The following is a 23316-nucleotide window of genomic DNA, read 5'->3' as shown; positions in this document are numbered from 1 at the left end:
CTTAAACTCCTAACTTCCATGACAAAGTGCGCAATAAGTCGGCGAAAACACCGGCAGCAGTAACATCATTCCCTGCTCCGTAGCCACGCAGGACTAACGGCAAAGGCTGGTAATAATGGCTGTAGAAGGCCAACGCATTTTCGCCATTTTTAACTTTATACAATGGGTCGTTGCCATCCACCGCATCAATTTTAACTTTACAGCTACCATCTTCTTCAATCACGCCGACATAACGCAACACTTTTCCTTCATCACGGGCTTTTGCAACTCGCGCAGAGAACTCATCATCCAACTGCGGCAAGCTCGCCATGAACGACTCAACATCACCTGTAGAATCAAAGGATTCCGGTAATACAGGTTCAATGATGATATCCGAAAGCTCAAAATTACTGCCGGTTTCACGCGCCAGAATTAATAGCTTACGCGCCACATCCATACCAGAAAGATCATCACGCGGATCGGGTTCGGTATACCCCATTTCACGGGCAACTTTGGTTGCTTCTGAAAGGCTCATGCCCTCGTCCAGCTTGCCAAAAATAAACGACAGGGAACCGGAAAGTACGCCAGAGAAACGTTGTAACTCGTCACCCGCATTCAGCAAGTTTTGCAGGTTTTCGATAACAGGCAGGCCCGCGCCAACGTTGGTGTCGTAAAGGAATTTACGGCGCGATTTTGCCGCCGCGTTACGCATCTGGTGGTAGTAGTTCATGGTCGAGGTGTTCGCTTTCTTATTCGGCGTCACCACGTGGAAACCTTCACCAAGGAAGTCAGCATACTGGTCGGCAACCGCCTGGCTGGAAGTACAGTCAACAATGACCGGGTTCAGCAAGTGATACTCTTTTACCAGACGAATCAGACGCCCAAGGTTGAACGGCTCTTTCGCCTGGGCCAGCTCTTCCTGCCAGTTATCCAGATTCAGGCCGTGAATATTGGTCAGCAGAGCTTTCGAGTTCGCAATTCCACATACACGCAGATCGATATGCTTTTGCTTCAACCAGGCCTGCTGACGTTTCACCTGCTCAACTAATGCAGCACCCACTCCGCCCACGCCAATCAGGAATACTTCGATAACCTGGTCGGTATTGAATAGCATCTGGTGAGTCACACGCACACCCGTTGTCGCATCGTCGTTACTGACCACAACCGAGATAGAACGCTCGGATGAACCCTGCGCGATGGCGACGATATTGATGTTGGCGCGGGCAAGGGCTGCGAAGAACTTAGCGGAAATACCGCGCAGAGTACGCATACCGTCCCCGACGACAGAGATAATGGCCAGATGCTCCATGATCGCCAGTGGTTCAAGCAGACCCTCTTTGAGTTCGAGATAGAACTCATCATCCATCGCACGACGCGCACGTACGCAATCCGCCTGCGGCACACAGAAGCTGATGCTGTATTCAGAGGATGACTGAGTAATCAACACCACCGAAATTCCAGCGCGGGACATAGCAGCAAAGACGCGTGCCGCCATACCAACCATCCCTTTCATTCCTGGGCCTGAAACGTTAAACATCGCCATATTATTCAGGTTAGTGATGCCTTTAACCGGCAGATCATCTTCATCACTTTCTGCACCAATTAAAGTGCCAGGCGCTTGCGGGTTACCCGTGTTTTTAATCAGGCAAGGGATTTGGAATTGAGCAATCGGGGAAATAGTACGTGGATGAAGAACTTTGGCGCCGAAGTAAGAAAGCTCCATGGCCTCCTGATACGACATCGATTTTAGAAGCCTTGCATCCGGTACCTGACGTGGGTCGCAAGTATAAACGCCATCAACATCAGTCCAGATCTCACAACAATCCGCACGTAAGCACGCAGCCAACACGGCCGCTGAATAGTCAGATCCATTACGACCCAGAACGACTAACTCGCCTTTTTCGTTCCCGGCAGTAAAGCCCGCCATCAGGATCATATGGTCAGCCGGAATACGGCTGGCAGCAATGCGACGAGTTGACTCAGTAATATCTACAGTAGACTCAAGGTAATGCCCAACAGCGAGAAGTTTCTCTACCGGATTGATAACCGTCACATTGTGACCGCGAGCTTTCAGCAATTCAGCCATGATAGCGATAGAGAGCTTTTCGCCACGGCAGATGATAGCGGCGTTGATGCTGTCCGGACATTGCCCCAACAGGCTAATACCGTGCAGAACATGCTTCAGCTGCGCAAACTCTTTCTCAACAAATCCCTTGAGCTCGACGACAGGGAAACCCGGCTGTGCATCTGCGAGACCATTCAGAAGTTCGCTGAAAATGCGTTCTGCATCGCTGATATTCGGTAAGGCATCCTGGCCGCCAATTGTTTTTTCAATCATGGCAACGAGGTGATTGGTAATTTTCGCCGGGGCAGACAGCACGGTCGCCACCTGCCCCTGTTTGGCATTACTTTCCAGGATATCGGCAACACGCAGAAAACGCTCCGCATTTGCCACTGAAGTACCACCGAATTTCAACACTCGCATTTATTATTACCCTTGAGTTTTTAGTCCAAAAAAAAGCCCGCACTGTTTAGGTGCGGGCTTTTTTCGTTTTTCCTGGTATGCGTCAGCCCGCACCGTTACCTGTGGTAATGGTGGTTGTAATAATTGTTGTCATTGGGCTGATGCGAATCATGGATGTTGTGTGCTCGTAATATGATTTACCTATATTGACTAAAGTATCCGGCGACCTAAGTCAATTTATTTTTAATTTTACCACTTTTAGTGACACAGCTTCTGAACGCTGAAAAAACAGCAAAAACCACGCTTATTACGCTGAAAAAATGGGGAAATCACACCCCACCTTCACTGCTAGCGAAGCAGTTCCCAGCATTATTCTCTGGCAGTTTTTTTTCGATATCATGCAGCAAACGGTGCAACATTGCCGTATCTCGCTGCGCTAACAAGCCAAGACGCTGCTGTAACCAATCAACCATTTTTTGGTCGCTGCTCGCCTCAACACGCTCAAGCAAGGAAGTGATACGAGAACGTAATGCGCTTAGCTGTTTGGCATCCACCACATCATGTTCTGGCGCAGGGAGCTGCATAAGTGCTGAGAGCTGATAACAATAGACCATTACAGCCTGGCCAAGGTTAAGCGACGGATAATCCGCAACCATCGGTACGCCGGTCAGAACATCTGCCAGTTCGAGTTCTTCATTGGTTAGCCCCGAATCTTCACGACCAAACGCCAGTGCCACAGTCCCTACCCAGGTACGCTTTTCTTCAAGTAATGGAACCAATTGTTGCGGTGTGGCGTAGTAATGAAATTTAGCGCGGCTGCGGGCAGTGGTTGCAATCGTAAAATCGACATCATGCAAGGCTTCCGCCAGCGTATTAAAATGCTGTGCATTATCCAGCACATCACCAGAACCATGCGCGACCCAGCGTGCTTCTGGTTGTCGATCGGCTTCGCTATCAACCACACGCAAATCAGCAAATCCCATGGTCTTCATCGCTCTAGCTGCTGCACCCACATTTTCAGCTCTGGCTGGTGCGACCAAAATAATTATAAAACGCATTAAAACTCTCTTTAAAAAAGTGCCCGTTATTGGACATTCACAAATTTCAAATGATAATACGCATCAAAAATTTACATTAAAGTAACATTCGTATATAAAATGCATGTAATGCGAATCATAAGCACCTTGAATACATATTGGTGGTTTGACCAGCAAGCAAAGATGCAGTAAAAAGCATTATCTCATTGTTTTAAATAACAAAAAAACCATATTAACACCATCATCAATCTGATTTATGTTCTTTACTAATCAATTCATGTAACTATATATATTATTAAAATATTGTGATGAAATGTGGCAAAACGCTACGATGATTTCATCAAACTGTTAACGTGCTACAATTGAATTTGATATATGTCAACGAAGCGTAGTTTTATCAGATGTCTAAAGCGGTCCTGCCTGTTATGTTGCTGTTAAAATGGTATAGGATAACAACCGTTTTTGACACCGTCGGGTCCAGAGGGAAAAGTGCCCACGACCAAGCTAATGATGTTGTTGACGTTGATGGAAAGTGCATCAAGAACGCAATTACGTACTTTAGTCATGTTACGCCCAGCATGTTAATTTTTGGCATGTATTAGGCAGGTCAGGGACTTTTGTACTTCCTGTTTTGATTTAGTTGGCAATTTTAGGTAGCAAACATGCAGACCCCGCATATTCTTATCGTCGAAGACGAATTAGTAACACGCAACACGTTAAAGAGCATTTTTGAAGCTGAAGGTTATGATGTTTTTGAAGCGACTGATGGCGCTGAAATGCATCAAATCCTTTCCGATAATGACATCAACCTGGTCATTATGGATATCAATTTGCCAGGCAAAAATGGCCTGCTGCTCGCGCGTGAATTGCGTGAACAAGCCAATGTGGCATTGATGTTCCTGACTGGCCGCGACAACGAAGTGGATAAAATCCTTGGTCTTGAAATCGGTGCAGATGATTACATCACTAAGCCATTCAACCCACGCGAATTAACCATCCGTGCGCGCAACTTGTTGTCTCGTACTATGAACCTGGGTGCAATCAGCGAAGAACGTCGTTCCGTTGAAAGCTACAAGTTCAATGGTTGGGAATTGGATATCAACAGCCGTTCATTGGTCAGTCCAAATGGTGAGCAGTACAAGTTGCCGCGTAGCGAATTCCGCGCCATGCTGCACTTCTGTGAAAACCCAGGGAAAATTCAGTCCCGCGCTGAATTGCTGAAGAAAATGACAGGTCGTGAGCTGAAGCCACACGATCGTACCGTTGACGTCACAATTCGTCGTATTCGTAAGCATTTCGAATCGACCCCAGATACACCTGAAATCATCGCTACGATTCACGGCGAAGGTTATCGCTTCTGCGGCGATTTACAGGAATAAACCTGTAATCAAACATGAATGTGAAAGGGCGGATTTTTAATCCGCCCTTTTCTTTTGTCTCGATTATCTATCTATTTCCACAAGCGGAACCGCTCCGGATCTTCCTGGATCTCGCCATTTTCTGGCACCTGCACTTTCCTTCTCATTCCGTACCAGTCGATATTTCGTGTCAGTAACATAATGGCTGAGAGCGCTGCAAAAAGGACGCCTGTACCGAGCAGCAGAGCACTGTCTTCAGACTGCAACAGCTGCCAGAGCACCGCATCCAGCATCAATAATCCCAGAGTGAACATCGCACTCGCTTTCCCGCTATTGAGTACAGCCTTAAGGTAAAAACCGTTAATTCCAGCACAAACCAGGCTCGCCAGCAGCCATGCTCCGTTAAATCCAATGTGCTCCGATACGGCCAGTAGAACGAGATAGAACATCACGAGCGATAGCCCAACCAGCAAATACTGCATCGGGTGAACACGCAGTCCGGTCAGTGTCTCCAGCAAGAAGAAGCTCATAAATGTTAGACCAATCAGAAGGATGGCGTATTTTACGGCGCGGTCAGTCAGTTGATATTGGTCGACCGGGTTCGCTACTGTGACGCTAAAGGCTGGCAGACGGTCGACGTCAATCAGCTGACCATCATAGAAACGGGTGTTCAGATTGTTAGCAAACCAGGTGCTTTGCCAGCTGGCGCTAAATCCACTATCAGTGACAGTCCGCTGCTGTGGCAAAAAATCGCCCATAAATCCAGGATGCGGCCAGTTGCTGGTTAAGTTGAACTGGCTATTACGCCCAACAGGCACCACAGCAAGCTGTTTAGTTCCCATCAAATCCAGGTTAAAACGCAGCGTGAGTTTCTCATCCTGAAGACGTTTTACAGGGAGAATGGCATGTAACCCCTGCCCTACTCCAGGCAGGTTGCTACCGGGTTCAATCGGATACGACTCACCGTTGATATCAAGTTCACCCACTTTGCCAATACCGCGTGAGTCGCCAACTGCCAGCACCACGTATGGCGTACCAATAAGAGTATCGGGACCTACCTCGTTTGAGAGCAATTGGCGATTAAACGTAGCATTCAGCGTGATAGCCGTGCGCCAGATTTGCCCCTCATAAATACCGATATGGCGTGGTTCAACGGTTTGCTTCCCCACTATACTCAAGTTCTCCGGCAGGTAGTAACGAATGAACCGGCGCTCTTTCTTAATCTCTTTATTGTCTTCCATAACGGTCGTTAGCTCCGTTATGGGGATGGCGATCAGTGGACCAGTAATGGTTTGCGGGCCACTGGCACTTTGGCGCAGTGACTGTTCAACATCATCCCGATAACTGCTGCGTTCATTAACTAACGAACTCAACATATTTAAGGGAATCAACAACACCACCATACATCCCAACAAGGTCATGACTTTCCAGAACAACGCAGATTTAAACATAATCCCCTCCATTTTTGATGGGCAGAGGATAGCGAGCGTTTGTGGGGGCTAAATGAAGTTATGTGAAGGGACGGTGAAGTGCGGGAGTTATTTTCCAGGCAGTGCTAATCGAGCTTGCACACCACCTTCAGGACGATTCTCAAGAGTTATGGTTCCACGATGCAAACGTGCGACTTCACGAACAAATGCCAGTCCTAAGCCACTGCTTTTTTGGCCGTTGCTGCGCGGTAATGAGTAAAAACGTTCGAATACGCGTTCTTTTGCATAATCAGGTATCCCTCTTCCTGTATCAGAAACCAGAATGGTGATCTGTCCAATATGCTGTTCAACACTTAAAACCACCTCCCCTGCGGGCGGTGTAAAATCGAGCGCATTATCCAGCAAATTCCCAACAGCTTGCTCAAGCAAAGCTGGATCACCTTCCACGGCAAACTCTTCGGGAACATTTTTATCGATTCTTAACGAGATTTGTTTACTGCGGGCGAGCACTTCGCGGCTATCGCATAGCGAAGAAAATAACGCTGGCAGATTTATCGACTGAGCCGTAATTTCAACCCGGCTTTCCAGTTTTGCCTGGCGTAATAGATTATCGACCAGCTGCTGCATGCGCAGATTTTGCTGAAGAATGTTCGCAGAGAACTTCTCGACAATTTCTGGCGGCGGGCCTTCACGTAAAATTTCTGCCGCACCACGAATCGCCGCCATCGGGCTTTTCAACTCATGAGTCAGGGCATGAACGTACTGCTCTATATACGTTTTCCCTTCGAGTTTCAGCCGCATACTTTCCAGCGCCAACGCCAACTTACGCAATTCGCTACTGCCAGGTTTAGGTAGAGGTAAAGGGTGCTCGGTGGTGACCGAGTCTGCATAGCGAACCAGTTTCCCGATGGCCCTGTTAATCCACAACACAAACCCAAAACCAATCAGCAAAGCAATGCCCAGTAATGCCACGCCCGCCCACAGAATGCGCCGCTCACTGCGGCGTATAACCGGGTCCATAGCGCTGTTTGGCTTACCAACACTCAACACACCAATGATGTTTAGCCCGTCACGCACGGGTGCGGCCACATACATCACGGTACTTTCGGGGTTGTTAGCGTTTACCGGCGTGCTGCGTGCACCGTATTTACCCTGTAGCGTCAGCCAGACATCGTTCCAGCGCGAGTAATCCTCACCAGTTGCTTTGCCGCTGGAATCAAATAAAACGATGCCTTTCGTATCAGTTAGATAAACACGGTATTCATTTTTGGATTTGGTAATGCCACTGATATTGGCCTTGAAGGAGTGTTGATTAAGCCGGGAAAATGCCTGCGCGAGCTGGCCGTTTTGTGCATTTCCCGCCAGCATATCGGCTTTAGCAAATTCGGCCAGTAGCGTAGCGGTATCAATTAACGTGCCTTCCGTTGCGCGTCGAACGCCAGGCTTCACTTCCTGTAAAAAGATCGACAGTACAAACCAGGCCGCAATCGCCACAATCAAAAAATAGCCCAGCAGCAGGCGCATCCCGATACGCATTAATTCACACCAAGACTGTAGCCTAAGCCACGATGCGTGTTGATCGGTGAAAGATCGGGGTTGATCACCCGCAGTTTGGCACGCAGCGTTTTAATATGAGTGTCGACCGTGCGATCAAAACTTTCTTCGGCAGTACTCCACACCAGATCCATCAATTGTTGGCGGGAAAATACTCGACCCGGCCACTGTAAAAAAGTCTTTAATAACAAGTATTCATAGCGAGTCAGCTGCAACGGCTGCTGGCACCAGGAGATCTGCGCCGCCATTTCATTGAACTCGAAAAGGCCAATCCGCTGGGTGCTCCCGGCTAAAGCCTGCCGTTGTTTTTGCAGGCGACGCAGCACCGTTCGAACCCTCGCGCAAACTTCACGTGGGGAAAACGGTTTGGCGATGTAATCATCAGCGCCAATCTCAAGGCCAATCAGCCTGTCAACTTCTTCACTGCGCGCGGTAAGAAACAGCAGCGGAAGATCCGGGTAATCAGCCAGCAGGCGGCGACATAATTCAAAGCCGTTAATATCAGGCAGGCCAACATCCAGAATAGCCAGGTCCGGGCGTTCTTCATGTGCAGCTTCCAGCACAGGCAAACCGCGATCGAAGGCACGCACCGAAAACCCCTCTTGCTGTAACGTGTAGATCAACGTATCAGCAATACTGGTTTCATCTTCAACTAACCAGATAGTGGCCTGGTTCATCGCATGCTCCCTGTTACTTCCACGGCATAATTGGCACCGCACTCAGCGCATTTTTTGGTGAGCCTTCAACCACTTTGTCGGAATACGCCAGATAGGCCAGAGTGTTACGTTTAGCATCATAGAAACGCACGACTTGCAGTTTCTTGAACACCAATGATGTCCGTTTCTGGAACACAACATCACCCTGAGTTTTGCCAGCTTTTATTTTTTCGCTTAGCTCTACTGGCCCAACTTGCTGGCAAGAAATCGCCGCATCTGAAGTATCTTCTGCTAGCCCTAGCCCACCTTTAATGCCACCCGTTTTTGCACGGCTAATATAGCAAGTGACGTTTTTAACATCCGGATCGTCAAATGCCTCAACAACGATTTTATGGTCAGGGCCAAACACCTTGAAAACGGTATCGACTGAGCCGATTTCTTCCGCCTGAACACCCATTGAAATAAACAGCAATGAACTCAGCGCGACTAAAACTTTATATTTCATATTGTTACCATTAGTTAATGATTGCCTTAAGCGACTATTCACACCTTGGACTAAAAAACCGTTAAATATCACGTTATTAATAAAATTGTTCGAATGAGTAACTGATTTTGGCACGTCTTGTTAAAAAAAACTCTGAATGTCATGACAACAAAAAGTGCTATCATCGCCCAAATTGACGGCACTCACCGTGTCAGGATGAGGATATTATATGGATCAGACAGGGATCATTCGCGATCTATTAACTTGGCTGGAAGGCCACCTGGATCAGTCACTGTCTCTGGATAATGTGGCGGCAAAAGCAGGTTATTCCAAGTGGCATCTACAACGGATGTTCAAAGATGTTACGGGTCATGCCATCGGTGCATACATCCGCGCACGTCGTTTATCAAAGTCAGCGGTGGCGTTGCGTTTAACCGCTCGACCTATCCTTGATATTGCTTTGCAGTATCGCTTTGATTCTCAGCAGACCTTCACTCGCGCCTTCAAAAAGCAATTTGCCCAAACACCGGCACTCTATCGTCGCTCACCTGACTGGAGCGCTTTCGGCATGCGTCCGCCGTTGCGTTTAGATGAGTTTACTCTTCCTCAAGCGCAATTTGTCACTCTGCCAAAAACCCATCTGGTGGGGGTCACGCAAAGTTACAGCTGCACACTTGAGCAAATCTCTGATTTCCGTAATGAAATGCGTATCCAGTTCTGGACACAGTTCCTCGGGAATTCTCCGACACTGCCGCGCGTACTATACGGTTTGCATGAGCCGCGCCCAAGCATCGAGAAAGACGACGAGCAAGAAGTCTTCTATACCACAGCGTTAACACCTGAAATGGCAAATGGGTTCTTACCTGACTCTCATCCGGTCAGCCTGGAAGGTGGGGATTACGTGCAGTTCGACTACGAAGGGCCGGGCACGGGTTTGCAGGAGTTTATCCTGACCATTTACGGAACCTGCATGCCGTCCCTGAATCTGACTCGTCGCAAAGGCCAGGATATTGAACGCTTCTTCCCGCAAGAAGAAGCGCGTGTTCATGACCGTCCGATGCAGATCAGATGTGAGTATCTGATTCCAGTACGTCGTTAATTTTCTATATACCCTTTAGCATTCGAGTTGCAGCCAGGCGGCAAGAGAGCTTATCCCCAGGAGCTTACTTTAGTAAGTGACTGGGGTAAGTGAGTGCAGCCAACACCCCTGCGGCTTGAAGGATGAAGGGTGTACGTCGTTAACTAACGCTGAAGTTCATCCAACGCAGGGGCATCTAAATGCGAGATATCCCCTGCCGTTTCAACCACCCAGCCGGAAGCCAACCACGGGCTTTGCTGGTGATCCACCCGAGAAATCGAACAGTTTCTTAAACGTAAGCGACGTTCAGCCCAGGCCGGTAATCCCAGAATCGTACTCACCAGGCAACCTAGCGCCATACCGTGGCTCACCAGCAACGGGCGACTGCCAACTGGTAAATCAAGGCAAGCATTCAAAGCCGCATGCATACGCTCACTCATCTCGAGCATGCTTTCCCCTTCGGGAATACGCCCATCAGCGGTGCCATTAACTAACTGACGACGCCAGCTCTCTTCTTCTTCGCTTAGCGTGTCCAGATTACGACGTTCTAGCACGCCCATATCCAGCTCACGTAAACGCGCATCCAGCGTAATATCCACACCACATGCCTGCGCGATGATTTCGGCGGTACGACGCGTACGCCCTAAATCACTGGCAATAACATGCGTGATGCCTAACGTTTTGACACGCTCAGCCACCTGCTCGGCCTGGCGTTCTCCTTTTTCAGTCAGCGCACTGTCTGACTGGCCCTGAATGCGGCGCTGCGCATTCCACTGCGTTTCGCCGTGGCGAACAAGGTATACCTGTAACATGCGTTTTTTCCGTTATACTGCGGCAACAATTTCTTGAGAGTTTCACTGATTATGTACCATGTCGTCTGCGCAACAACTAATCCAGCCAAAATTCAGGCAATTCACCAGGCATTCGACGATATCTATGGGGAGGGATGCTGCCATATTGAACCCGTCGCCGTCGATAGTGGTGTGCCTGAACAGCCATTTGGAAACCATGAAACGCGAACTGGCGCACGATGCCGAATTATGAATGCCCGTCAGGTACGTCCGGAAGCTGATTTTTGGGTGGCGGTTGAGGCAGGAATTGATGATGACAGTACATTCAGTTGGGTAGTGATTGAAAACCAAAATAAGCGTGGCGAAGCCCGTTCAGCAACGCTTCCACTTCCTGCCATCATTCTTGAAAAAGTACGCGCAGGCGAAGCATTAGGGCCTGTGATGTCCAGCTATACCGGTATCGATAAAATTGGCCGTAAAGAGGGTGCGATTGGCGTGTTTACCGCCGGGAAATTAACTCGCAGTAGCGTTTACCACCAGGCGGTTATTCTGGCGTTGAGCCCGTTTCATAACGATGTTTATCGTTAACCTTTAGGGCTCAATAATTTCTGCTCCAGCCATGCACGCAGATCTGGTGGAGCAGATTTCAAGCTATTTGAGCCACGGGTAATAGTCGCAATCCCCGCACCCAGTTCATTTTTAAGCTCACGCTGACTCATCTCGCCGCGCAGTAACTCTTCGACAATTCTGACACGAGTCCCAAGGGCTGTGCGTTCGTCTGGTGTCAGTAACAACATCAACAACGGCATATGCAGCTGCTTATCGAACGATTGCTGTAGCAACTCCACAAAGCGGAGCCACTCTTGATTGCTTTGTTCGGCATGTTCTGCCGAGTATTGAGAGTGCTGAGTCATGTTATGCCACCCTACTTCATACTAATTAACTAGTACGATAGCATAACATGGACACCCCAAAATCAATAACGGCGTTGCCACTCCGTGTCCGTCAGCAACGGTGCGGATTTACCCATGAAGTATTGATAATACGCATCATAAGCCAGCACGTTTTTCACATATCCGCGCGTTTCTGAGAAGGGAATACTCTCAACAAACGCAACTGCATCGATGCGACCGGCACTGTTACCAAGCCAGGTTCTGACTCGGCCCGGCCCAGCGTTATACGCAGCTGAGGAGAAGATCCTGTTGTTCTCGAATTGCTGATAGACGGACTGCAAATACGTGGTACCAATATTGATATTGGTTTCCGGGTCGAGCAGTTGTGAAGGGCTGCTGTAGCCGGGAATGTTGAATACTTTCACAGTATGCGCAGCCGTAGCGGGCATAACTTGCATCAAGCCGCTGGCTCCAACAGGTGATTTCACTTTCGGGTTCCAGGCACTTTCCTGACGCGCAATCGCCATTGCATAGCTTTGCGAGATATCTTTATCGCTAACATAACGAGAGAAAACATCCTTATACGCCAGAGGGAAACGCTCCTCCAGATGATCCCAGAGCTTCCCGGCGATCGTTGCCTGTACGCTAAGATCCCACCAGTTTTGATCAAACGCGTAACGCGCCAATCCTTCTTGCTCTGGTTTGCTGCGGCTGGTGATTAAATTCGCCCATTCGCTGCGCGCAGTGTTATCCATCTGCCAGTACATTAACTCGCGGACTCGCGCCATTTCTGGCCCCTGGACCAGCGCAGGATTCACCGCTACCGCTTTGTCTACACGCAACGGGTAGTCTTCCCCTAAACGCTGGGCTGCCACCATTGGGTAAAATCCGCGTTGCTGCATTAAAGAATGCAGAATCTCTTTGGCTTCCGCATCCCGGCCTCGTTCCAACAATAGATCTGCTTGCCAGTAACGCCATTCATCTTTCTCTTTGGCTTCCATCGGTAAACGCGCAAGCCAGGTATTCAGGCCAGTACGATCGCCCGTTCCAAGCGCCATACGTACACGTCTTTCAACTAGCGTCGTTGATTCTGAACGCATAATGGCATCATCGCGCCATGCAGCCTGTTCGGCTGTAACATCATTGCCCATCAAGCGCCAGGCGACTGTATCTCTGAGTTCCTGAGCCTGAGAGTCATTAAGTTGCTGCGCTTGCACCAGTGAAGGGATCATCATGCGCGCATTTTCTACGTCATCCCGGGCCACTCGGGTAAAAGCTATTGCCGCAGCCTGACGCGTAAAGTCTGTTGCACCCACTGCTTGGGCAAATGTCAGCACCGAATTGGGGTTATTTTGCAGATTTATTAGCGCGCTGGAGATGGTTTGGTAATCCGCAGGCATTTGGCTTGCGAGGCTATTGACCAACGAGGTATTACCCTCTTTCATTGCCAGGCGAATACGCTCCAGATAGGCCAACGGATCTTGAGACCCTGAAGAGCGCCACGCCGAGAATAAACGGTCACAGCTTGACGGCAGATTCTTCCCCGTCAGCCACAAATCTTTGGCTCCCACCCATGCGGCATCCGCCTGGCCGGTATTCCATTTTGCGTAGTAATAATTACATTTAGATTCGGTCGTGCCCGGCTGCTCAGGGCTGAATGCCAGCAAGCCACGCCAGTCTTCACGACGGGCGAGTTCATTCACAAAGCGTGACTTCAGGGAGCGAGCTGGCGGCAGCGTTGGATTTGCCTCAATAAAGCGACTAACGACAAGCGTTGGCTCATTCATTAAGTCGTCTGTAATCTGGCGATATTCGAGATAAGGATAGAGAGGATAATCCTGCAACGTGGGCATCATTCGCTGCACCACATCCATTTGCTTGCTATCCCACGCTTGTTTGATTTGTGCGTATCGGCTGCGTTGCTCATCGAGCGAGTCCGCACGAACTGCATGAGTTAATGCCGCAAGGCTTACAATTGCCACCAGCAATTGTCCCGCGACTTGTTTGGCTTTCCCCACAAGTTCTCCTCACATATTTACAGGCAGCATCATGCCGCCATTGGTTACTTCATGCTAACTCTGCTATTGCTGTTTCGCCACGCCAGAGCACGTTATTTTGGGTATAACACTGTCCAGAGTGTTTCGGGTAACACATCCTACTTCCCCTGCTGGGATTACCTGCTGAAAACGGCTACACTTCGCCTTTGATACGAACCATCTTAAATCACGAAAAAGAGGCGAAGTCGCACTGTGGCTCAATTCGTTTATACCATGCATCGAGTCGGCAAAGTTGTTCCGCCGAAACGTCATATCCTGAAAAATATCTCTCTCAGTTTCTTCCCTGGCGCCAAGATTGGCGTACTGGGTCTGAACGGCTCCGGTAAATCCACGCTGCTGCGCATTATGGCCGGCATTGATACCGACATCGAAGGCGAAGCGCGCCCACAACCTGGATTAAAAATCGGCTATTTGCCGCAAGAACCGCAACTCAACCTTGAACATACCGTCCGTGAATCGGTTGAAGAAGCCGTAGCTGAAGTCGTTAATGCCCTGAAAGGCCTCGACGAAGTGTATGCCAAATACGCTGAGCCGGACGCCGATTTCGACAAGCTGGCTGCCCAACAAGGTAAATTTGAAGAAATCATTCAGGCACACGACGGTCACAACCTGAACGTGCAACTGGAACGTGCTGCTGATGCGCTGCGTCTGCCAGATTGGGATGCGAAAATTGCTAACCTGTCCGGTGGTGAACGTCGCCGTGTAGCGCTGTGCCGCCTGCTGCTCGAAAAGCCAGACATGCTGCTGCTCGACGAACCAACGAACCACCTGGATGCTGAATCCGTTGCGTGGCTCGAGCGCTTCCTGCACGACTTCGAAGGCACCGTTGTGGCGATTACCCACGACCGTTACTTCCTCGATAACGTTGCAGGCTGGATTCTGGAACTTGACCGCGGTGAAGGTATTCCGTGGGAAGGTAACTACTCCTCCTGGCTTGAGCAGAAAGACGAACGTCTGGCTCAGGAAGCCTCTTCGGAAGCGGCTCGCCGTAAATCCATCGAGAAAGAGCTGGAGTGGGTACGTCAGGGTGCGAAAGGCCGCCAGTCTAAGGGCAAGGCGCGTCTGGCTCGCTTTGAAGAGCTTAACAACACTGAATACCAGAAACGTAACGAAACCAACGAACTGTTTATTCCACCTGGCGCACGTCTGGGCGATAAAGTCGTTGAGGTTACCAATCTGCGTAAATCCTACGGCGACCGCCTGCTGATTGAAGATCTGACATTCTCTGTACCGAAAGGTGCAATTGTCGGGATCATCGGTCCTAACGGCGCGGGTAAATCTACCCTGTTCCGTATGATGTCCGGCCAGGAACAGCCAGATAGTGGCACCATTGAACTGGGCGAAACCGTCAAACTGGCGTCTGTCGATCAGTTCCGTGACGCAATGGACAACAGCAAAACCGTGTGGGAAGAAGTTTCCGGCGGCCAGGACATCATGCGCGTCGGTAACACCGAAATGCCAAGCCGTGCGTACGTTGGTCGCTTTAACTTCAAAGGCGTCGACCAGGGTAAACGTGTCGGTGAGTTGTCCGGTGGTGAGCGTGGTCGTCTGCACCTTGCAAAATTACTGCAAGTTGGCGGCAACGTACTGCTGCTCGATGAACCAACCAACGACCTGGATATCGAAACCCTGCGCGCGTTAGAAAACGCCCTGTTGGAATTCCCAGGCTGTGCAATGGTTATCTCGCACGACCGTTGGTTCCTTGACCGTATCGCCACGCACATTCTGGATTACCAGGATGAAGGCAAAGTGGAGTTCTTTGAAGGCAACTTTACTGAGTACGAAGAGTACAAGAAACGCACCTTGGGTGCGGATGCGCTGGAACCTAAGCGTATTAAGTACAAGCGCGTAACGAAGTAATAAAAATGGGGCGCTTACTGCGCCCCCTTTTTTGACAAGCCCGATTATCCCCGCTCGCCAATCATGTTCTTCACCAAATCAACACAGCGCAAGAAGCGAGAATCGTAGTCAGGTTCTTCTACATGAACGTAGCTGATGTTGTTCTCATCAAGCATCGACACCAAAAGATTCTGGAACGATTTCCTGTCAGTATCACTGCCCAGGCTACGCAAGCCATCGGCTACCCACGGCGTGTTGTTTTCCAGCAAAATCACTAGATCAAAGCGGTACTCATCAATCAGCGCCTGCACAAATGGGTGCTCACGCCCTTCATATTTTTTACAGAATGCCTGAGTGGTAACAAAGTCAGTATCGATAAAAGCGACTTTATTGGCATATTTAACTGCAAAATCAACGTACTGAGCATGGCCAATCGCAATTTTATCGTAGTCAGAATATTGCAGTGCCATCTCATCGCCACCCAGATGGGAAAAGACATAGTCACGCCCGTATTCCCAGGCGCTGGTCGTGTTGAAAATATTGGCGAGCTTATTCACCATCCACGACTTACCGCTCGACTCACCGCCCAAAATCGCGACGGTTCGGACAAAGAACGGTTTCACTTCAGTTGGAATGTATTCCCAGTAGCGGAACGGGTTTTCGCGAATCTGCCCACCGCTGATATTCATAAATGTGCGTTTCGGGTCGATAAGCACCGTTTCAATGCCGAGCTGTTCGATAAACCGTGGTGCATCATTCTCTTCAGAGGTGTAGATACAGTCAGGATTAATGCCTTTGCTTTCCATGAAAGCTTTGATACCACGGCTCCAGACATCCCAACCGTGTGGATATGGCTCCATCCCTTCTTCGTTAAACGAATGAATACGAATGTTTTTCTGGTACTTAAAGGTCTGAAGCAACCAGCGCAGACGGTCGCCGGTCGTCGGCTGTTGCGACATGGCACTGTCTTCAAACAGAAGACGGTCGCGGGTTTCGTCATAGCCCATGATGATATGTAACTCATCAACCTGGCTTGCGGCGCGTTGAATCAAGTAGATATGGCCGGTATGCAGTGGATAAAACTTCCCGAATACAATACCGACCTTTTTCTCACGGCGGGGAAACTCCAGTCCGAGGAAACGGTGCAGGGCTTCAAGTTTTTGAGCGCTTGGGCTTTTGATTTTGGCGTTAAGTAGCTGGCTCAGATAGCCCTTGGTCATACCGCAGGATTCCGCAACTTGCTGCAGCGTAACGTTCTGCTGGCGAATTGCGGTTTTTAAATACTCAAATGACGACATGCTGCCTGCCTCCTGCAAAATTGGGCGAATATACAATTATAAGTCTTGTAAGTCGTCAAACACTGCCAGCGCATCAGCAAGTTTTTTCACCCCGAAGACCTGCATCCCTTCCGGTAGTTTTTTCGGCACATTCGCCTGCGGCACAATCGCACGTTTAAAACCGTGTTTTGCAGCTTCAGAAATACGTTCCTGGCCGCTTGGAACCGGGCGAATTTCCCCGGCCAACCCAACCTCACCAAACACCACTAAATCTTGTGGCAGAGCCCGGTTGCGCAGACTTGAAACCATCGCCAGTAAAAGCGCGAGGTCAGCACTGGTTTCGGTGACTTTCACACCGCCAACCACGTTTACAAATACATCCTGATCAGCCATTTGCAGCCCACCATGGCGGTGCAAAACGGCCAACAAAATTGCCAGACGGTTTTGCTCAAGACCAACAGCAACCCTGCGTGGGTTGGACATCATAGATTGATCCACCAGCGCCTGAATCTCTACCAGCAGTGGACGCGTCCCTTCCCACACCACCATCACAGAACTACCGGGAGTCACTTCATCACCACGGCTCAGGAAGATAGCGGAAGGGTTGCTCACTTCACGCAGCCCTTGTTCCGTCATGGCAAACACACCCAGCTCGTTCACCGCACCAAAGCGGTTTTTATGGCTGCGCAGGGTGCGGAAACGGGAATCGGCATCGCCATCAAGCATCACCGAGCAGTCGATACAGTGTTCGAGGACTTTTGGCCCGGCAAGTGAACCATCTTTGGTGACGTGGCCGACCATGATAATTGCCACACCGCGCGTTTTAGCAAAGCGCGTCAGGTAAGCGGCAGACTCACGCACCTGCGCAACACTGCCTGGCGACGATTGCACGTCGGCCATGTGCATCACCTGAATGGAGTCGATGACCATCAGCTTTGGCGCTTCTTCTTCGGCAATCATGCAGATTTGCTCGATGCCGGTTTCCGAAAGCATATTCAGGTTGTTAGTCGGCAAACCTAAGCGGTGTGCGCGCATCGCCACTTGTTGCAGCGACTCTTCACCCGTGACGTACAGCGTTTTCATTTGTTCGCTGAGTTTGCACAGTGTTTGCAGCAGCAGCGTGGATTTACCCGCGCCTGGGTTACCGCCAATCAGAATAGCGCTACCTGGCACAACGCCGCCGCCCAGTACGCGGTCGAACTCTTTAAAACCGGTGGAGAAACGCGGCAGCTCTTCGAGGCTGATATCAGAGAGTTTTTGTACTTTGCTGACACCCGCACTACCGGCATAACCAGATAAACGCTCGTTACGCGCAACTGTCGGTGAGGCGGCAATACGCACCTCAGTGATAGTGTTCCATGCATGGCAGGCGCTGCATTGCCCCTGCCAGCGAGGATAATCTGCACCACATTCGTTGCAGACAAATGCACGTTTCGGCGCTTTGGCCATTAGCGTTCTTCCTGAATAAGACTGCCTGAAAGAATACAGAATACACCCATCAAATCAGCATGACGGATGGTGATTTCTGTTTTCTCATTAACCTTTGGTTTCGCGTGATAAGCGATGCCCAGCCCGGCAGACAGAATCATCGGTAAATCATTCGCGCCATCACCAATCGCAACAGTTTGTTCGACAGGGATTTCATATTTATCCGCAAGGCGCTTAAGCGTATCTGCTTTGAATTGGGCATCAACAATTTGACCAATGACTTCACCGGTCAATTTGCCGTCGCAAATTTCTAGCTCATTTGCCACTACCGCATGCAAATGTAGTTTGTCGCGCAGATACTCCGCGAAGAAGGTGAAACCACCGGAAGCGATAGCCACTTTCCAGCCTAACGATTCGAGCTTAAGCACAAGAGAAGTCAGCCCTGGCATCAGTGGCAGTTCATCACGGACCTGGCGCAAAATAGAAGCATTTGCCCCTTTGAGGGTCGCAACGCGTTGCTTCAGGCTTGCCGCGAAGTCTAGTTCGCCACGCATCGCGCGCTCCGTCACTTCCGCTACCATTTCGCCGGTGCCCGCCAGTTTGGCTATTTCGTCAATGCATTCGATTTGGATGGCGGTGGAATCCATGTCCATCACCAGCAAACCAGGCGTGCGCAGATGAGGGATTTTACCCAGTGGCGCGACATCCAGCCCGGCGTCATGCGCAAGTTTTGTAGCTCGCGGCGTTAATGAACCAGCCAGGCGAATAACCTGATAGTCTTCAACACACCATGCGGTGACGATTACCATCGCCGCGCCCAACTTACGTTGGTAACGATTCAGGCACTCTTTATCCAGATTCCGACCATACAGAAGCCAGCCGCTGCGGCCAGCACGGTAATCGAGTGGCATGACTTCATCACCACTTAACGATAGCGGCAACCCAGGCCAGAGGGAGACATCGGTCGGCAGGTCGCACCAGGTCAGACTATTTGGCATCACAGCTCCAGAATAAAGATAAAGGCCAGGACAAAACAACGCATGAGGCTACCTTGTCCACGCTGCTTCTGGCAACATTAAAGTAAGCAATTTATTGAAGGTGCATTATGGCTCGGGCAAAAATGAAATTCAGGCTGCATCGTGCAGTGATTGTGCTTATCTGCCTCGCACTTTTAGTCGCGCTGATGCAGGGAGCGTCGTGGTTTAGTCAGGGCCACCAACAAGCCCGCAATGTGCAGCTTGAAGAGCTGGCCAAAACGTTGGCGCGCCAGGTGAGTTACAACCTGACACCGCTGATGAAATCCGAAAACCCAGACGAGAAAAAGATTTCAGCCGTCCTCAAATTACTGACTCAAGATAGCCGTATTCTGGATGCGGGCGTTTATGACGATAGCGGAGGCCAAATCGCGCGAGCAGGTGAAGGAATTGGCGTGCGTGACAGGCTGGCGCTGGATGGTAAAAAAGCAGGCAGTTATTTCAATCAGCAAATTGTTCAGCCGATTGAAGATAAAGACGGGCCGGTTGGCTATCTACGAATCACGCTTGATACCCACACGCTCGCTACCGAAGCTAAACAGGTGGATAACACCACGAATATTTTGCGCCTGATGATGTTGCTGGCACTGGCAATTGGCATTGTGCTGACGCGTACCCTTTTGCAGGGAAAACGCACCCGCTGGCAGCAGTCTCCTTTCCTTCTCACTGCGAATACCGAAGTGAAAGATGATGAGGAAGAACAGGCTGACAATAAGCCGTAAATAAGAAAGGATCTCTACGATGACTACCTTACGACTACTGATTTCTGACTCTTACGATCCCTGGTTCAACCTGGCCGTAGAAGAGTGCATTTTCCGCCAGATGCCCGCGACCCAGCGCGTACTCTTTTTATGGCGTAACGCAGATACCGTAGTTATTGGCCGGGCGCAAAACCCGTGGAAAGAGTGTAATACCCGGCGCATGGAAGAAGATAACGTGCGTCTGGCAAGGCGCAGCAGCGGTGGCGGCGCGGTTTTCCACGATTTGGGGAATACCTGCTTCACCTTCATGGCTGGAAAACCGGAATACGACAAAAGCGTTTCTACCGCTATTGTGGTTAATGCACTCAATTCACTGGGAATTAGCGCGACTGCTTCCGGGCGCAACGATCTGGAAGTTGCCACTGCTGAAGGGCCACGTAAAGTTTCAGGTTCCGCGTATAAAGAAACCATGGATCGCGGCTTCCACCATGGCACGCTGTTGCTCAACGCGGATTTAAGTCGTCTGACTAACTACCTGAATCCAGATGAGAAAAAGCTTAAAGCCAAAGGGATAACGTCTGTACGTGGACGCGTAGCAAACCTCAGCGATCTGCTACCAGGCTTAACCCATGAGCAAATATGCGATGCTGTGCGCGAATCATTCTTTGCTTATTACGGCGAGCGCGTTGAAGCGGAACATATCTCGCCTGATGCCCTGCCCGACCTACCCGGATTTGCGGAAACCTTTGCCCGCCAAAGCAGTTGGGAATGGAATTTCGGCCAGGCTCCTGCATTCAGCCATTTGTTGGATCAGCGTTTTACCTGGGGCGGCGTTGAGTTACATTTCGACGTTGAGAAAGGACATATCACGCGCACGCAAATCTTCACTGATAGCCTGAATCCGGCCCCGCTGGAAGCTCTGGCGGCGCGCTTGCAGGGTTGTTTGTATCGTAGCGATATGTTGCAGCAGCAGTGTGAGACGTTGATTGCCGATTTCCCGGAACAAGAAACGGAATTGCGTGAGTTGAGCGCGTGGATTGCTCAGACGGTGCGTTAGGCGAGCCGCTTAACGCTTGCCTCAACGGTATCAAGTTGTAATGCCATCCCCTTGCATAGCTCGCGAAACGGCGAGCTAATTTCCTGATTCTGGCTTGCCTCAAGCCAGAATTGCCGTGCGAATATCAGCATTTCCAGCCAGATGTCTCTCGGCACGATGGGATCAATCTGCAGTTTTACCGTTTCTCTGCGCATACTTCCGGCACTGTTTGGGGCAAATGCCATCGGCAGCATGTCGTAAACCGGAGCGAGGGTCAGCGGCATATCGGAGAGAAAGAATGATAGATTCCCTGCATGCATATCAGTGTTAGCGATCAATCGACCAAACGCCCAAATTCGCTGCGTTAGACGTAGTGTCGCAGATTCAACTTTCTTCTGAGCCAACAATTCGGCAATTACCGTCGGCCATGGCTGAGAACTACTCGCGAATTCACTTTGCACCGCTTCCAGAGAGACAATGCCCTTGCGTCCCTGCGGTCCAATACAATCAAAGCGAGCCACCTCAAGGAAAGTTTGCTGCTCACTATAGGTATATGTTTTTGCTATTGATGCCGGAATTTTGGCCTGATTAAGAATCTTTAGAGCCAGTTCCTCTGCATGAAGTAAGTCAGCCCAGCGCTGGCTATTTTCATTGTGAACAGCTGGGGTAAATTTAACAATGACATGAACTGGACCCGTTGCGGTTTGCGTATAGCAGGTAAACTTTGGCTGCTCACCACCTGCCGATGACCCAACAATGTCGCCTGCCAGAGCACCGTTCGCCATTTCACGATAAACAGACAGTTTTACGGCGGTCTGAATGGGCTGCGGCAATGGCGTTTCGAACCAGTTGCGATAACTGCCCTCGCCCACCAGCCAACCGCCGAGGTTTTCCGATACCTGCTGTGACAATGCCAAAAGGACATCTTCTTCCTGCCATAAGCGAATATCTTCCGGTAAGCCTGTTTGCTGCGCTAAGCGTCGCCCCCACGCCCGCCCCAAAAATCCCTGAGGACGTAGATCGGTTAAATACCAGGGGATACCGTTAAACCATTGTGCAGTGCCATTATTCAATATCACCAAACAGCTTCCCTGCGGCCAGATGGGGTACAAGTCACCAAAACGCCAGGCCTGCCCCGCATCATCTATTTGCCACAATGGAAACTGCCGAATCTGACGCACAGGTCTGATCAGGGCATATTGAGTCGCTCTGGCCGCCCCCGCTTTGATTACATCACTTTCAGTATTTACAAGACGTGAAAACGTCGCCTGGCTGACACCCAAACGCTGCCGCAAGGAGTTTGCAGTTTGTGGCCCGTGGAGTAATAAATCAGTCAGATCGCTCATGTGAATAGATTCGTGAATAGATACTTGAATAGATTTATAGCGCTATATATTTGAAAGGTAAAGCAGGTGTGGAGAATGAAGGAGTTTGAGTGAATAGATACTATGAACAATAAAGGGTGCCGAAGCACCCTTTTGAATCTTACTCTTTATCGCCCAGTAACACAGACTCAAGAGCAATCTTGATCATGTCGTTAAAGGTAGTCTGGCGCTCTTCAGCAGTAGTCTGCTCGTGAGTACGGATATGGTCAGATACAGTACAGATAGTCAGTGCTTTAGCACCGAACTCTGCTGCCACGCCGTAGATACCTGCAGCTTCCATTTCCACACCCAGGATGCCGTATTTTTCCATTACGTCAAACATGGTTGGGTCTGGCGTGTAGAACAGGTCCGCGGAGAAGATGTTGCCTACGCGAGCGTCTACGCCCAGCGCTTTAGCTGCATCAACGGCATTGCGAACCATATCGAAGTCAGCAATAGCTGCGAAATCGTGGTCTTTGAAACGCAGACGGTTCACTTTAGAGTCGGTGCAAGCACCCATGCCGATAACCACGTCACGCAGTTTCACATCAGCACGAACCGCGCCGCAAGAACCCACACGAATGATTTTCTTCACGCCGAAATCAGTGATGAGTTCTTTGGTGTAGATGGAGCAGGACGGGATACCCATACCGTGACCCATTACAGAGATTTTGCGGCCTTTATAAGTACCGGTGAAGCCCAACATGCCACGCACGTTGTTCACTTCACGAACATCTTCGAGGAAAGTTTCTGCGATGTGTTTTGCGCGCAGCGGGTCCCCAGGCATCAAAACGACGTCAGCGAAATCACCCATTTCAGCATTAATATGTGGCGTTGCCATATCTATATCCTTGTT

Annotated in this window: 21 protein-coding genes, 1 pseudogene and 1 other annotated feature; of the genes and pseudogenes, 6 read left to right on the top strand and 16 right to left on the bottom strand. The window is 50.0% G+C overall.

The annotated features are described in order from the left end of the window. Position 1: 1 nt before the first annotated feature. The 4 genes and pseudogenes from thrA to yjjY all read right to left on the bottom strand — a co-directional run bounded on the left by thrA (position 2) and on the right by yjjY (position 4046). Positions 2-2464: a bifunctional aspartate kinase/homoserine dehydrogenase I gene (gene thrA, locus GC128_RS03355; RefSeq protein ID WP_151993091.1), complete on the bottom strand. Its 2463-nt coding sequence runs from the start codon at positions 2462-2464 to the stop codon at positions 2-4. A 26-nt stretch (positions 2465-2490) separates the two neighbouring features. Next, positions 2491-2608: a sequence feature (Thr leader region), on the bottom strand. Next, positions 2547-2615, bottom strand: a complete 69-nt coding sequence (gene thrL / locus GC128_RS03350; protein ID WP_072009468.1) for a thr operon leader peptide — start codon at positions 2613-2615, stop codon at positions 2547-2549. It overlaps the preceding feature by 62 nt. Positions 2616-2772: 157 nt before the next feature. Then, complete coding sequence (locus tag GC128_RS03345) at positions 2773-3501, bottom strand: tRNA/rRNA methyltransferase (RefSeq protein ID WP_151993090.1); 729 nt, start codon at positions 3499-3501, stop codon at positions 2773-2775. 402 nt (positions 3502-3903) lie between these two features. After that, positions 3904-4046 (bottom strand): annotated as a pseudogene (yjjY, locus tag GC128_RS03340) (YjjY family protein). A gap of 96 nt (positions 4047-4142) precedes the next feature. Here yjjY and arcA point away from each other — a divergent pair. Beyond that, the gene (arcA, locus tag GC128_RS03335; RefSeq protein WP_034459438.1) at positions 4143-4859 is read left to right on the top strand and encodes a two-component system response regulator ArcA; all 717 of its coding nucleotides are present in this window, start codon (positions 4143-4145) and stop codon (positions 4857-4859) included. Between the two features lie 71 nt (positions 4860-4930). Here the strand turns inward: arcA and creD are convergent, their stop codons facing one another. The 4 genes from creD to creA form a co-directional block, all read right to left on the bottom strand. Beyond that, entirely contained in the window at positions 4931-6289 is a 1359-nt protein-coding gene (gene creD, locus GC128_RS03330) for a cell envelope integrity protein CreD (protein WP_151993089.1), read from the bottom strand. An 87-nt stretch (positions 6290-6376) separates the two neighbouring features. Then, the gene (creC, locus tag GC128_RS03325; RefSeq protein ID WP_151993088.1) at positions 6377-7804 is read right to left on the bottom strand and encodes a two-component system sensor histidine kinase CreC; all 1428 of its coding nucleotides are present in this window, start codon (positions 7802-7804) and stop codon (positions 6377-6379) included. Next, positions 7804-8499, bottom strand: coding sequence for a two-component system response regulator CreB (gene creB, locus GC128_RS03320; protein WP_151993087.1), 696 nt, complete (start codon positions 8497-8499; stop codon positions 7804-7806). Before creB ends, creC begins: the two co-directional genes overlap by 1 nt. 13 nt (positions 8500-8512) lie before the next feature. Beyond that, positions 8513-8983: a protein CreA gene (gene creA / locus GC128_RS03315; protein ID WP_151993086.1), complete on the bottom strand. Its 471-nt coding sequence runs from the start codon at positions 8981-8983 to the stop codon at positions 8513-8515. 208 nt (positions 8984-9191) lie between these two features. Here creA and robA point away from each other — a divergent pair, with 208 nt between their 5' ends. After that, positions 9192-10061, top strand: a complete 870-nt coding sequence (gene robA / locus GC128_RS03310; RefSeq protein WP_034459448.1) for an MDR efflux pump AcrAB transcriptional activator RobA — start codon at positions 9192-9194, stop codon at positions 10059-10061. A 143-nt stretch (positions 10062-10204) separates the two neighbouring features. On the opposite strand, the gene gpmB is transcribed toward robA, so the two are convergent. Next, a complete protein-coding gene (gene gpmB / locus GC128_RS03305) occupies positions 10205-10852 on the bottom strand; it encodes a 2,3-diphosphoglycerate-dependent phosphoglycerate mutase GpmB (protein WP_151993085.1) in 648 nt (215 codons plus the stop codon). Between the two features lie 51 nt (positions 10853-10903). Between gpmB and yjjX the strand changes: the two genes are divergently transcribed. After that, positions 10904-11419 carry an inosine/xanthosine triphosphatase gene (yjjX, locus tag GC128_RS03300; RefSeq protein WP_151993084.1) on the top strand — a complete coding sequence of 172 codons (516 nt, stop codon included), beginning with the start codon at positions 10904-10906 and terminating at the stop codon, positions 11417-11419. Here yjjX and trpR read toward each other — a convergent pair. Next, positions 11416-11745 (bottom strand): trp operon repressor, encoded by a 330-nt coding sequence (gene trpR / locus GC128_RS03295; RefSeq protein ID WP_151993083.1) that lies wholly within the window; start codon positions 11743-11745, stop codon positions 11416-11418. The two genes, yjjX and trpR, sit on opposite strands and share 4 nt — an antisense overlap. Positions 11746-11807: 62 nt before the next feature. Next, complete coding sequence (gene sltY / locus GC128_RS03290) at positions 11808-13742, bottom strand: murein transglycosylase (protein ID WP_151993082.1); 1935 nt, start codon at positions 13740-13742, stop codon at positions 11808-11810. Positions 13743-13973: 231 nt separating this feature from the next. On the opposite strand from sltY, the gene ettA reads away from it, so the two are divergent. Continuing rightward, positions 13974-15641, top strand: a complete 1668-nt coding sequence (ettA, locus tag GC128_RS03285; RefSeq protein WP_064513850.1) for an energy-dependent translational throttle protein EttA — start codon at positions 13974-13976, stop codon at positions 15639-15641. Between the two features lie 44 nt (positions 15642-15685). On the opposite strand, the gene nadR is transcribed toward ettA, so the two are convergent. From nadR to serB, 3 genes are read right to left on the bottom strand one after another with little or no spacing between them, the layout of a single operon-like run. Next, positions 15686-16918, bottom strand: a complete 1233-nt coding sequence (nadR, locus tag GC128_RS03280; RefSeq protein WP_151993081.1) for a multifunctional transcriptional regulator/nicotinamide-nucleotide adenylyltransferase/ribosylnicotinamide kinase NadR — start codon at positions 16916-16918, stop codon at positions 15686-15688. Positions 16919-16954: 36 nt separating this feature from the next. After that, positions 16955-18346 (bottom strand): DNA repair protein RadA, encoded by a 1392-nt coding sequence (gene radA / locus GC128_RS03275; RefSeq protein ID WP_151993080.1) that lies wholly within the window; start codon positions 18344-18346, stop codon positions 16955-16957. After that, entirely contained in the window at positions 18346-19323 is a 978-nt protein-coding gene (serB, locus tag GC128_RS03270; RefSeq protein ID WP_151993079.1) for a phosphoserine phosphatase, read from the bottom strand. Before serB ends, radA begins: the two co-directional genes overlap by 1 nt. A gap of 107 nt (positions 19324-19430) precedes the next feature. On the opposite strand from serB, the gene GC128_RS03265 reads away from it, so the two are divergent. After that, a complete protein-coding gene (locus tag GC128_RS03265; RefSeq protein ID WP_151993078.1) occupies positions 19431-20081 on the top strand; it encodes a YtjB family periplasmic protein in 651 nt (216 codons plus the stop codon). A gap of 19 nt (positions 20082-20100) precedes the next feature. Beyond that, positions 20101-21117 carry a lipoate--protein ligase LplA gene (gene lplA / locus GC128_RS03260; RefSeq protein ID WP_151993077.1) on the top strand — a complete coding sequence of 339 codons (1017 nt, stop codon included), beginning with the start codon at positions 20101-20103 and terminating at the stop codon, positions 21115-21117. On the opposite strand, the gene yjjJ is transcribed toward lplA, so the two are convergent. After that, positions 21114-22442, bottom strand: coding sequence for a type II toxin-antitoxin system HipA family toxin YjjJ (yjjJ, locus tag GC128_RS03255; RefSeq protein ID WP_151993076.1), 1329 nt, complete (start codon positions 22440-22442; stop codon positions 21114-21116). The two genes, lplA and yjjJ, sit on opposite strands and share 4 nt — an antisense overlap. Before the next feature lie 139 nt (positions 22443-22581). Next, positions 22582-23301, bottom strand: a complete 720-nt coding sequence (deoD, locus tag GC128_RS03250; protein ID WP_034459469.1) for a purine-nucleoside phosphorylase — start codon at positions 23299-23301, stop codon at positions 22582-22584. Positions 23302-23316 lie beyond the last annotated feature (15 nt).

It is taken from the genome of Buttiauxella massiliensis (assembly GCF_902500225.1).
Lineage (GTDB): Bacteria > Pseudomonadota > Gammaproteobacteria > Enterobacterales > Enterobacteriaceae > Buttiauxella > Buttiauxella massiliensis.
The sequence above is the reverse complement of the archived record's forward strand: the minus strand, read 5'-3'. Positions and strand labels throughout refer to the sequence as shown.